Source organism: Kitasatospora sp. NPDC043949 (genome assembly GCF_056435365.1).
The window spans coordinates 1-12,093 of the sequence record NZ_JBWKEQ010000025.1 but is presented as its reverse complement, the minus strand read 5'-3'; the positions used below and the strand labels follow the sequence as shown (position 1 = coordinate 12,093).

The 12,093-nt window shown below is 74.4% G+C and carries 10 protein-coding genes; 8 read left to right on the top strand and 2 right to left on the bottom strand.

Annotated features, from left to right (window positions below; translation table 11 throughout):
* Positions 1–133 precede the first annotated feature (133 nt).
* Positions 134–631, top strand: a complete 498-nt coding sequence (locus tag AC07AL_RS21175; protein ID WP_363585396.1) for a hypothetical protein — start codon at positions 134–136, stop codon at positions 629–631.
* Positions 632–656: 25 nt separating this feature from the next.
* Here the strand turns inward: AC07AL_RS21175 and AC07AL_RS21170 are convergent, their stop codons facing one another.
* A complete protein-coding gene (locus AC07AL_RS21170; protein ID WP_363585397.1) occupies positions 657–2,150 on the bottom strand; it encodes an AfsR/SARP family transcriptional regulator in 1,494 nt (497 codons plus the stop codon).
* A gap of 131 nt (positions 2,151–2,281) precedes the next feature.
* Between AC07AL_RS21170 and AC07AL_RS21165 the strand changes: the two genes are divergently transcribed.
* From AC07AL_RS21165 to AC07AL_RS21150, 4 genes are all read left to right on the top strand, one after another.
* Positions 2,282–5,317, top strand: a complete 3,036-nt coding sequence (locus AC07AL_RS21165) for an AfsR/SARP family transcriptional regulator (protein ID WP_363630099.1) — start codon at positions 2,282–2,284, stop codon at positions 5,315–5,317.
* 169 nt (positions 5,318–5,486) lie between these two features.
* Entirely contained in the window at positions 5,487–6,386 is a 900-nt protein-coding gene (locus tag AC07AL_RS21160; protein WP_363630097.1) for a CAP domain-containing protein, read from the top strand.
* Positions 6,387–6,449: 63 nt separating this feature from the next.
* Positions 6,450–7,307 carry a peptidoglycan-binding protein gene (locus tag AC07AL_RS21155; RefSeq protein WP_363630095.1) on the top strand — a complete coding sequence of 286 codons (858 nt, stop codon included), beginning with the start codon at positions 6,450–6,452 and terminating at the stop codon, positions 7,305–7,307.
* A gap of 51 nt (positions 7,308–7,358) precedes the next feature.
* A complete protein-coding gene (locus tag AC07AL_RS21150) occupies positions 7,359–7,916 on the top strand; it encodes an RICIN domain-containing protein (RefSeq protein ID WP_363630093.1) in 558 nt (185 codons plus the stop codon).
* Positions 7,917–8,229: 313 nt separating this feature from the next.
* Here AC07AL_RS21150 and AC07AL_RS21145 read toward each other — a convergent pair whose 3' ends face one another.
* Entirely contained in the window at positions 8,230–8,886 is a 657-nt protein-coding gene (locus AC07AL_RS21145) for a TetR/AcrR family transcriptional regulator (protein ID WP_363630091.1), read from the bottom strand.
* A 499-nt stretch (positions 8,887–9,385) separates the two neighbouring features.
* Between AC07AL_RS21145 and AC07AL_RS21140 the strand changes: the two genes are divergently transcribed.
* The 3 genes from AC07AL_RS21140 to AC07AL_RS21130 all read left to right on the top strand — a co-directional run bounded on the left by AC07AL_RS21140 (position 9,386) and on the right by AC07AL_RS21130 (position 11,968).
* Complete coding sequence (locus AC07AL_RS21140) at positions 9,386–9,739, top strand: DUF6542 domain-containing protein (RefSeq protein ID WP_363585403.1); 354 nt, start codon at positions 9,386–9,388, stop codon at positions 9,737–9,739.
* A complete protein-coding gene (locus tag AC07AL_RS21135; RefSeq protein WP_478317939.1) occupies positions 9,732–11,384 on the top strand; it encodes an LCP family protein in 1,653 nt (550 codons plus the stop codon). Before AC07AL_RS21140 ends, AC07AL_RS21135 begins: the two co-directional genes overlap by 8 nt.
* A 203-nt stretch (positions 11,385–11,587) precedes the next feature.
* Complete coding sequence (locus AC07AL_RS21130) at positions 11,588–11,968, top strand: VOC family protein (RefSeq protein WP_363630087.1); 381 nt, start codon at positions 11,588–11,590, stop codon at positions 11,966–11,968.
* Positions 11,969–12,093: the final 125 nt, after the last annotated feature.

Sequence of the window (12,093 nt, the reverse complement as noted above, 5' to 3'; positions counted from 1 at the left end):
CGGGGCTGAGCCGTCCCGCCCGCGCCCATCAACGGGATCGTTCATCGTTTGTCTACCGCCTTGCCCCATGGTCAGTCCCACGGGGCGCCCCGAACTTTCACGGGCGCGATATGGACGAAAGAGGTACCCGGGGATGAAGGCAGTGAAGGCAGTGCGACGCATGGCCGTCGGGGTGGCGGCCACGGCGCTGGCGCTGACGGGGACGATGCTGGGGGCCGGCACCGCGCAGGCGGCGTACGACCCGACGACCCACACGCTCTGGAACGACGAGCCGCTCTACCCGGGCTGGCACGTCGACTCCGAGAACTCCCGGCTGATCATGCAGTCCGACGGCAACCTGGTCGTCTACCGCGGGTACAACACCCCGAACCCGCTGGCCGTCTGGAACTCCGGCACCCACGTGAACCACTGCGGGTACAAGGCGGTCATGCAGTCCGACGGCAACCTGGTCGTCTACTCCGCCTCCGGGGGCGTCTGCTGGTCCTCCGGCACGTACGGGCACCCGGGCGCCCGGCTGGTGGTGAAGAGGCTCGGCGGCGTCGCCATCTACTGGGGTGACGGCGAGGTCCCCATCGTCACCACGCCCACCAACGACATCCGCATGTGGGCGATGTCCTCGGACCTCTACTGACCACCGCACCGGCCCGGAGCGCCGCTCAGGCGCCCCGTTCGGCGAGCCAGCGGACCAGGTCGGCGACGGACCACTGCGGGCGGGCCGCGAGGCGCGCCGCCACCGACCGCAGGAGTACGGGCAGGTAGCCGCAGAGCTCGGCGACCTCGGCGGCCGGGCCCGGCTCCCGGCGGATCCGCTCGGCGCCGACGACCCGGGCCAGTAGCTCGTACGCGTCCTGCGGCTCCAGCGGGCCGACGGCCAGCCGGGCCGCGTCGGCGGGCAGGGCGCCCGGTTCGGCGCCGGCCACGACGGCCGCGCAGCCCGCCACCGCGGGCAGCAGCGGCGCCGGGTCGGTGACGCCGTCGAGCACGACCAGCACCCGCCGTCCGGCGAGCGCGGCCCGGTAGCGCACGCCCAGTTCGCCGACACCGGCGTCCTCGACGGGCCGCTCCCCCAGGGCCCGCAGGAAAGCGGCCAGCACCGCTCCCGGCTCCGCCGTCCCGCCGGCCGCGTACAGCTGCCCGTCCGGGAAGGCGTCCTGGACGGTGTGCGCCAGGTGCACCGCGAGCGCGGAGGTGCCGCTGCCGGCCGGCCCGGACAGGCCGAGCACCGGCGAGGCCCCGGCATCACCGCCGTCGACATCACCGCCGGCACCGGCACCGGCACCGGACCGCAGGATCCGCTCGGCCTCCCGCACCTGGGCCGCCCGCCCGACCAGGTCGGGGATGTCCGGCGGCAGCTGGCAGGGCCGGGCGGGCCGGCACGGCGGTACCGGGGCGGACGGCGCCGCGAGCTCGGCGTCCCCTCTCCGGATGCGGGCGTGCAGGTCCGCGACCGCCGGTGCCGGTTCGAGCCCCAGCTCGCGGTCCAGCCGTTCGCGCAGCGCCTCGAAGGCGGCCAGCGCCTCGGCCGTCCGCCCGCAGCGGTGCAGGGCCAGCAGGTGGAGGCGCTGCACCTCCTCGTCGCGCGGGTGTGCGGCGGCGAGCGCGTCCAGCGCGGGCAGCGCCTCGGCGTGCCGGCCGAGCGCCAGGTCCAGGTCGTGCAGCACCTTGACGGCGGCATGGTGACCGGCGGCGAGCCGTTCGCGGGCGCGTTCGGCGAAACCGCCGGGCACGCCGTCCAGCGCACGCCCCTCCCACAGCGCGAGCGCGCCGGCGAGCAGTTCCCGGGCCCGCACCGGGTCGTCGTAGCGCAGCGTGACGGCCTCACCCACCCCGGCCTCGTAGCGGAACAGGTCGACGGCGGCCCGGTCGACCTCCAACCGGTAGCCACCGGCGGTGGCGACCAGCAGGCCGGGGGCCGCGAGGGCACGGCGCAGCCGGTGCGCGTGGGTGCCGATCTGGCCGGCCGGGGCCTTGGGCCAACGGGCGACATCCTCGCCCCACAAGCCCTCGACCAGCCGTTCAGTGGGCACGAGCTGGCCCGGGGCAAGCAGCAGGGCGGCCAGCACGGCCCGCTGCTGCGGCCGACCGAGATCGATCTCGTGGCCGTCGCACCGGGCCCGCAGCGGCCCCAGAACACGGAATTCGAGCCCCATGCCCCCACCCCTCGAAGCCATGAGTTCAAGTACACAATCCGTGACAGAGCATAGGTGACCGGATCAGGGGGCGCCGCCGTCCGTACGGAAGTGGCGTGATCCGGGCACCGGACGACATTCGGGGACGGGACATGGTTGACATCGGGGCGTCCGGGCTGCGGTTCGGACTGCTGGGACCACTGCGCGCCTGGCACGGGGAGCGGGAGATCGAACTGGGCCGACCGCAGCAGCGGGCCGTCCTGGCGGTGCTGCTGGACGCCGCCGGACGGACGGTGGCGACGCCGGTGCTGGTGGAGGGGGTGTGGGGCGGGGCCGCACCGGCCGACCCCCGCAAGGCCGTCCAGCTGGCCGTCTCCCGGCTGCGTTCGGCCTTCAAGCCGTACACCGGGCCGGATCCGCAGCGGATGCCGCTGGTGCGGGTCGGCGACGGGTACGCGCTGCGGGTGCCGGACGCGGAGGTGGACGCGGCCCGCTGGGAGGAACTGCTGGCCACGGCCGGACGGCTGCGCGGCGAGCAGGCCCCGCCGCAGGAGGTCCGGGAGGTCCTGCTGGCCGCGCAGCGGCTGTGGGTCGGCGAACCGCTGGCCGGGTTGCCGGGGCCGCACGCCGAGGCCGTCCGCTCCCGCCTCGCCGAACAGCGACTTCACGCCAAGGAGACGCGGCTGGAGCTGGACGCGGAGATCGGCGACCACACCGGTCTGACGGCCGAGGCCGCCGCACTCGCCCTGGAACACCCCGAACGGCCCCGGCTGACCGCCGTCCTGATGCGCGCCCTCTACCAGGCGGGCCGCAAGGCCGAGGCGCTCGCCGTGTACGAGGACGCCCGCCGCCGACTGCCGTCCGGCGGGGACGGGCCCACCCGGCACGAGGACACCCGCCGGCCGCCGACGGCCGCCGCCGCCGCTCCGACGGCCGAGGACGGCCCCGCCGCACTGCACCTGCGGATCCTGCGCGAGGACCCGTCCCTGCTGCCCGCCCCCGCCGCCTCCGCCTCCGTCCGCGCCGAACCCGCCGCCGCCTGGCAGCCGCCCGACCAACTGCCCGACGGCCTGGCCGACTTCACCGGCCGCACCGAGGAGGTCGAGACCCTGGTGGACCGCCTCGCCGGGGCCGGCGGGCGAGCCGTCGTGGTCTCCGCCCTGGACGGCATGGGCGGGGTCGGCAAGACCACACTCGCTGTGCACGTCGCCCGACAGGCCCACGGACGCTTCCCCGACGGGCGGCTCTTCGCCGACCTGCGCGGCGCCGACCGCACCCCGCTGGACCCGGGCGCGGTGCTCGCCGGCTTCCTGCGCGCCCTCGGCGTGGCCGCCGCCGAGATCCCGCTCGACACCGGGGAGCGCTCCGCCCTCTACCGCTCGGCACTGGCCGGGCGGCGGGTCCTCGTCGTCCTCGACAACGCCGCCACCCTCGGCCAGGTCGAACCACTGCTGCCCGGCTCGTCCGGCTGCGCCGTCCTGGTCACCAGCCGCGTCCGGCTGGCCGGCCTCGCCGGGGCGCACCAGATGCGCCTGGACACCCTGCCGCCCGCCGAGGCACTGGAACTGCTGACCCGGATCATCGGCGCCGACCGCGTCGACGCCGAACCCGGGGCCGCCGAGGAGATCGTGCGGGCCTGCGGACTGCTGCCGCTCGCCGTGCGCATCGTCGCCTCCCGGCTCGCCGCCGACCCCGCGCTCACCCTGGCCGCGCTCGCCGACGGGCTGCGCCGGGAACACCGGCTGGCCGAACTCAGCGACGGCGAACGGACCGTGGAGGCCACCTTCGCCCTCTCCTACCACCGCCTCGACGCCGAACTCGCCCGCGCCTTCCGCCTGCTGTCCCTGCCCGACGCCCCGGACGTCCCGCTGCCCTGCGCGGCCGCGCTGCTCGGCCGCACCGAAGCCGAGACCGACGAACTCCTCGAAGCGCTCGTCGACCTCAACCTGCTGCACTCCCCCCGCTTCGGCCGCTACGGCTTCCACGACCTGGTCCGCGACTACGCCCGCGGCCGGCTCGCCGCCGAGGAGCCCGCCGCCGAACACACCGCCGCCGCCGACCGGCTGGTCGACTACTGCCTGGCCACCGCCCGCAACGCCGACCGCGCCGCCCGCAAGGCCGACCCGGTCGAACTCAGCCTGCTCGACGCACCCGTCCGCTCCCCCGGCAAGACGATCACGGACGGGCCCGCCGCCGTCCGCTGGATGCGCGAACAGGCCGGCGTGCACGCCTCCGCCATCGCCCTGAGCTGCGCCGACGCGGCGCTGCCGCTCGACCGGGCGGCCGAACTCGCCGACCGGATGGGCTCCGTACTCGCCGAACGCACCCAGACCCGCGACATCGCCGACCTCTCCGACCGCATCGCCCGCGAGGCCGCCGCCCGCGGCGACCACGGCCCGCTCGCCCTCGCCCGCTACGTGCGCGGCGGCATGCTCTGGCACATCAACCGCTACGCCGAGTCCGAGCAGGACATCCGCCAGGCCGTCGCGCTCTGCCAGGACGACGACGGCGGCAACGGGGGCAGCGGCGACGGCCCGAAGGTCCGCGTCCTCGCCAAGGCCCTGCTCACCCTCGGCGGCAACGCCCGCGTCCACGGCCGCTACGCCGACGCCGCCCGACACGCCGGCCGCGCCGCCGACCTGTTCCGCCGCCTCGGCGCCGAACGCTCCGAGGGCAGCGCCCTCGGCGAGTTCGCGTTCAGCTGCGCCCAGACCGGCCGGCTGGCCGAGGCCCGGGACGCCGCCGAGCGCGGCGCCCGCCTGATGAGCGGCTCCGGCCCGGTGTCCGCTGCCACCGGCCGCTACTACCTGGCCCGGGTCCTGCGCCTGTGCGGCGACCCGGAGGCGGCGCTCGCCCACGCGGCCGGCGCCCGCGACGAGTTCGCCGCCCTCCAGGTGACGGTGTTCGCGGCGGCGGCGGGCGACCTCGCCGCCCGGATCCACGCCGAGGCCGAGCGCTGGCTGCTCGCCGCCGACGCCGCCGAGGCGGCGCTGCCGCTCGCCCGCCGCACCAGCGCCGCCCTGGAGGCCGCGCTGCTGCGCACCCTGGGCACCGCGCTCACCGGCCTCGGCCGCCCCCGCCAGGCCCGCGCCTGCCTCGCGGACGCGCTGGAGGTGTACGAGCGGCTCGGACTCGGCGAGGACGCCGAGCGGACCAGGGCCCTGCTGGACGGCCTGCCGCAGCCCTAGGTCCCGGCCGATCTCGGCGGGCCGGACGAGACCTGGCAGGCCCTGGGCCCGGGGGCCGCCCCCCTTGTTGATCACTTGTCTACCGCGGTCCGCGATCTTCTCTCTCGTCAGGTCGCGGACCGCACCAGTGCGGAGCCGGGGCCACTCCCATCGAAGATAGGCGCCACTCATGCCCACGCTCCCGCAGAACGGCCAGGTCTGGACCCTCAAGTCCGCGAACGGAACGGTCGCCGACGTGCGCTCCAGCCAGAGCAGCCCGGGCACCCCGGTCCAGTCCTGGGGCCCCAACGGCACCACCGCCCAGGGCTGGGTCTTCTGGGCCAAGGACGGCGGCAGCTGGCTCCTGGAGACCCAGCTCACCAACGGCAGGCACGCCCCCGGCCAGGCCGTCGTCATCGACTACAACTACTCCACCGGCCAGACCTGGCTGTTCAACGAGCACGGGCAGCCCAACCAGCGCTGGGTGCTGGACGTCATCGACAACGACTGGTTCCGGGTCCGGACCGTCCGCGGCGACGAGGGCCAGCTGTTCCTCACCGCGGCCGCCCCCGGCGCCCCGCTCACCCTCACCAAGCAGGACGACAACAACCCGGCGCAGCGCTGGCAGCTCATCCCGGCCGGCGGCCAGAACGGCAGCGCCGGCGGCCAGCAGCAGCCCCAGCCCCAGCCGCAGCCGCAGCCCGGCGGCGACTTCCGCACCGAGATGCTGGCCTCCGTCAACACGGAGCGCGGCCGGGCCGGCCTCCAGCCGCTGCGGCTCGACGACCGCCTGAGCGCCGCCGCCCAGCGGCACGCCAACGACATGGCGTCCCACGACCTCACCCAGCACGACGGCACCGACGGCAGCAACCCGTGGGACCGCATCCACGCCGCCGGCTTCCAGTTCCGCTCGGCCGCCGAGAACGTCACCCCGGGCAACAGCGTGGCGGAGGCCATGCAGATGTGGATGAACAGCCCGCACCACCGCGACAACATCCTGGGCCGCGACTTCACCTCCATCGGCATCGGCTACACCCCCCGCCAGCGCGGCAACTGGGGCCGCTACGTCCAGACCTTCGCCCAGGCCTGACCTCCCCGTCCCCTCAGCCGTCACAGCAGCCACAGCAGCCACAGCAAGCAAGGAGCCACCCTCATGTCCTCGAACGCGGCGGACCTGATCCGCGTCGCCCGAGACGAGGTCGGATACCAGGAGGGCCGCAGCGGCTCGCACTGGAACAACATCCAGAAGTACTCCCCGGCCGTCCCCGGCCTGGAGTGGTCCCAGGGCGAGGCCTGGTGCGCGACCTTCGTCGCCTGGTGCGCCCAGCAGTCCGGCAACGCCGGGCTGTTCCCGGTGACGGCCTCCTGCGCCGAGGGCGTCGCCTGGTTCAGGGACCGCGACCGCTTCACCGACTACCCGGTGATCGGCGGCCAGGTGTTCTACGGCCCCGGCGGCGGCAGCCACACCGGCATCTGCGTCGCCTACACCAGCTCCACCATCACCACCGTCGAGGGCAACACCAACGACGACGGCAGCTCCGAGGGCGACGGCGTCTACCTCAAGACCCGTGACCGCAAGTCGAGTTGGGTGTACGGGTACGGCGTCCCGGACTTCGCCGACGGCGTCATCCTCGCCGACCCGCAGTGGCGGGACCGCCAGGGGGCCGTCTACTTCGGGCAGGAGGCCTCCGCCGCCGACCAGCCGAACGGCGGCGCCCGGCCCCAGGCCGACAGCAGCGGGGACGGAGGCGGGGGCGAGGGCGGCTACGAGCCCTTCCCCGGCGCCGACTTCTTCCAGGACGGCCAGAAGAGCGACGTCATCACCCGGATGGGAGAGCGCCTGGTCGCCGAGGGCTGCTCCGCCTACGCCGAGGGCCCCGGCCCCGAGTGGTCCGGGGCGGACCTCGAATCCTTCCGCAACTGGCAGCACAAGCTGGGTGACTCCGGCAGCGACGCCGACGGAGTCCCCGGCCCCAAGCAGTGGGACGCCCTCCAGGTCCCGCGCGGCTGACGCCGCACCTCGACCACACCCGGATCCACCACACCCAAGAAGGAGAACCCGATGAAACCCGTCACCCGTACCCGCAGGTTCCTCGCCGGGCTCGGCGCCGTCGCGGCCGTCGCGGGGGCGGCCGTGGTCACCGCCCCGGCCGCGCACGCCGCCGGCTGCGAGCTGGCGCCGAACCTGCAGACCGTCACCGCCGTCTACAACGGCGCCACCGGCGTCCTCGACCTGCCGGCCAACACGGAGACCAACGGCCAGCGGATCGGCGTCTACCAGGGCAACCAGAGCCCCGCGCAGACCTGGTCGTTCTGGGGCTACTGCGACGGCACCACCGCCATCTCGCACGGCTCGGCCGGCAAGGTCGTCGACCTCGACACCGGCTCGGGCGCCGTCCAGCTCTGGGACACCCCCGGCGGCTGGGACGGCCTCAACCGCCCGGCCGGCGACTGGCTGCCGGCCAACCAGAAGTGGATCCGCACCAGCGAGGACCGCGGCTGGTACCTGATCCAGAACGCGGCCACCGGCCAGTGCCTCAAGTCCAACGGCGTCGCCCAGCTCACCTCGGTGACGTCCTGCAACGGCAGCGACCCGGCCCAGCGCTGGAAGATCGGCTGACGGCTCCCCGAGAGGGGTCCGACGGTTCCCGCCCGGGGCGCGAATCGTCGGACCCGGCCCGTCCCCGGTCCGTTCGCCGACTCCGGCGGGCGGACCGGTCCGCGCCCACCACCCTCCGCCCGAGCCACCCCTGGGCCGGCGGAGGGGTTCGTCGGCGAGCCGGTCCTCGACCTGCTCGCCCACGAGTGGGCCCCGTGACACGCCGCCGAACCCCTCCCCGACGGCGTGTCACGGTCAGGCGTCCGCCGTCACCGCGCTGCGGGCGTCTCACGCTCCGGCGTCCGCCGTCAACGCGCCGCAGGCACCCGCGCCGTCACCGCGCCACAGGCACCCGGTGGATCCGCAGGAAGGCGTCGACACCGAGCGCCGCGATCCGGGCGAGTTCCTCGTCCGCCACCGGCAGGGCGCCCCAGAACGAGCGCTCGGCGACGCCGTGGAAGGTCAGCAGCGTGAACTGCTCGGCGGTCTGCGGGGCGTCGTCGACGGCCAGCAGGCCTCGGTCCGCGATCGCCTCGAACCGCTGCGCGAGGTCGCGCTGCGAGGCGATCGGGCCGGCCTCCAGCCACGCCTCCAGGACGTCGGCCGGGATGTTGGCGACCTCGGCGCGGATGGCCCGGCCGAGCGCGCCGCGGTCCCCGGCCGAGAGGACGGCCCGGGCCCGTTCGACCGCGAAGTCGGTGAGGCCCTGGCGCAGGTCCACCACCCGGTCGAGGTGCTTGTCCATCAACTCGCGCATGACCTCGGTCAGTTCGGCCGAGTTCTGGAGTGCGACGGAGAGGAAGAGGGTCTCCTTGTCGGCGAAGTGGTTGTAGACCGTGCGCTTGGACACCCCGGCCTCCGCCGCGATCGCGTCCATGCTGGCCCGGACGTATCCCTCGCGCCCGAACACCGCCGTCGCGGCCCGCGTGATCGCCTTGCGCTTCTCCGGCCGTCCCGCTCCGCCCGTCGCCGCCACGGCGTCACTCCTCATCTACCGGGACTCTCGAAAACTGCCCGGTGTAGTGTCTCCCGAGCCCGCCTGAGCCGGGTTGCCATCGAACAAGGGTGCTCTATGCTGCCTACAACCTCTACACCCGTGTAGAGGGAATTCAACAGCACGCCTGCCCCCGACCGGAACACGGAAGCCGAGCGCGGGAACCGGCCGGCCGAACAGCAGCGTCCAGAAGTGGCAGCGCACAACGGCTCATCACACGAGGACCGGGCGCAGGCGCCACAGGGGCGCAAGGCACGGGAACACCGGGGGTGAGTGCGTGGCGGGGCGGCGAGGACGGACGTCCAACCAGGAGGCACGCGGGCGAACGCCAGGCCAGGAGACGCAGGCGCGGACGACCGACCAACGGACGGCCGACCAGCGGTCACCGGGGCGGACACCCGACCGGCGGGCACCGGGGCGCACCTCCGACCAGGGAGCCCGTCGGCGGGCGAACAAGGCCCCCGTCCGCCCCTTCCCCGGCGGAGCGGCCCTGCCCGTGGCCCTGGCCGTGGGGCTGCCGGCGGTGGGCGCCGGGATCGACGAACTCTCCGGCCCCGGCATGGGGACGGCCTTCCTGGTGGGCGCCGTGCTCGGCACCGGCCTGGCGGCCGCACTCAGCAGCCGCAATGGCTGGTGGTGGGTCCTCGCCTCCACTCCGCTGCTGGTCCTGGGGGTGACGGCCGGCGCGGAACTGCTGGCCAACGGCGACGCCTACCGGGGCAAGAACCTGGCCACCGGCTCCGCGAAGTGGGTGGTCCACGACTTTCCCGTGATGGCCGCGGCCGCCGCAGCGGCCGCCCTGGTGATCGTGGTCCGGCTGGTCCGGGACCGGAGGAGGGACCATGGCTGAGAACCCGCAGACCCGGGACGGGGGCCGCGCCGCCGCGCCCCCGACCCGCCGCATCTCCCCCCTGCTGATCGCGGGCCGGACGCTGGCCTGCTCGGTCGCCCTGGCGGTGTTCGGCGCCAGCGGGGTGGTCTGGTACGAGGTGACGTCCCTCACCGACGGGATGACCACCTCCAACGCCATCGCCGAGACCAAGAAGAACGCGCCCAAGCACCTCGACAACTCCGTCAACATCCTGCTGATCGGCCTCGACAGCCGCAAGAACATGGACGGGACGGACCTGCCGCCGGAGTTCGTCCAGGACGAACTGCACGCCGGCCACAGCTCCGACATCGGCGGCTACAACACCAACTCCCTGATCCTGCTGCACATCCCCGCCGGCGGCGGCAAGGCGCAGGCCGTCTCCATCCCCCGTGACGACTACGTCATGACCTACACCGGGGACGGCAAGCAGGCCGGCATGCGCAAGATCAAGGAGGCCTACGGCGAGGCCAAGGAGAAGGCCACCCCGGCCCTCCAGGCGAAGGGGCTCAAGGGCGCGGACCTGGAGAAGGCCGGCCGCGACGCCGGCCGGGCGGCCACCATCCAGACCGTGCAGAAGTTCCTCGACCAGCCCGTCGACCACATAGCCGAAGTCAACCTGATGGGCTTCTACGACATCGCCAAGGCCGTCGAGCCGATCGAGGTCTGCCTCACCCACGACACCAAGGACCCGGCCATGGAGGGCCAGGGCTCCGGTGCCGACTTCCACAAGGGCATCAACAAGCTCAACGCCTCCCAGGCGCTCTCCTTCGTCCGCCAGCGCCACAACCTGGACGGCCCGGACGGCAACAGCGGCGACTTCGCCCGCACCCACCGCCAGCAGGCCTTCATCTCCTCCGTCGTGCACAAGCTCAAGCAGGACGGCGTCATCAGCGACCTCGGCAAGCTGCAGCAGCTGTTCGGCGTGGTGCAGAAGGACCTGGTCATCGACAACGAGTGGAACGTCCTCGACTTCGCCCAGCAGGCCCCCAACCTCACCGGCGGCAACGTCGAGTTCAACACCCTGACCTTCGACGGCTTCGGCACCCGCAACGGCCAGGACGTCAACCTGGTCACCCCCGCGAAGCTCCAGAAGGTCGTCAAGCAGATCTTCGGCTACGCCGACTCCGCGCCGGCCGCCCCCGACGCGGCGGGCGACACGCCCGCCCCGGCGGCCCCCTCCGCTCCGGCCACGACCGCGCCGCCCACCACCAAGGCCGCCGCCCCCACCACCGTGGACGTCTTCAACGCCTCCACGGCCGCCGGGGTCTCCTCCACCGCCGAATCCAAGGCCCTGGTCGCGATGGGCTTCAAGGCGGGCAAGACCGGCAGCGCCGCCGCGAAGCCCAAGACCACCACCGTGGCCTACGGCAAGGGCGCCAAGGAGGCGGCCGACCAGATCGCCGCCCGCTACGGCGTCACCGCCACGGAGTCCGCGTCGGCCCCCGCCGACCGGGTGGTCGTCACCCTCGGCACCGGCTTCACCGGCGCGACCGACGACAAGACCGGCGCCGCAGCGCCGGGCGGCGGCGCGACCGGGGCCCCGTCCGACCCGGCGGCCAACCTGCCCGTACAGGGCCCGTCGGTCGACGCCCAGAGCGACGGCGGCATCCCCTGCGTCTACTGACACCCCGCACCTGACGCACCGCACCGAGCCGTGGGGAGGCTCCCACCAGGGAGCCTCCCCACGGCTTTTCCCCACGGCTTTTCCCCACGCCCTTCCCCCGCGTCCGACCCCAGGGCGGACACCCCTCGCGTGATTCTCCGTACTATGTATAGTGTACAGCGTACGGGATAACCGCGCGCTCGCGCCGACGAGAGGGCTCCGCCATGCAGATCACCACCACCACCCTCGCCCTGACCGTCGAGGACGCCACCGCCTCCGCCGCCTTCCTCCAGCGGCACTTCGGCTACACCGAGGAGATGTCGGCCGACGGCTTCGTCTCGCTCCAGCACCCCGGCGGCGGGGTCGGCGTCGTCTGCCTGCGACGCGGCCTGGAGGTGCTGCCCGAGGACCAGCGCGACCGGACCGCGACCGGCGTCATCCTGGCGTTCGTCGTCGAGGACCTCGCCGGCGAGGAGCGGCGGCTGCGCGGCGAAGGGGTCGAGATCACCCTGCCGCTGCGCGAGGAGCCGTGGGGCGAGAAGCTGTTCCAGGTCACCGACCCGAACGGGGTCGTGATCGAACTGGTCGAGTGGGCCGAGCGGTAAACCGCCCCCCCCCCAGCAGTGACCGAGGCCCGAAACGGCGGCGGGGGGGGGGGGGGGGGGGGGGGGGGGGGGGGGGGGGGGGGGGGGGGGGGGGGGGGGGGGGGGGGGGGGGGGGGGGGGGGGGG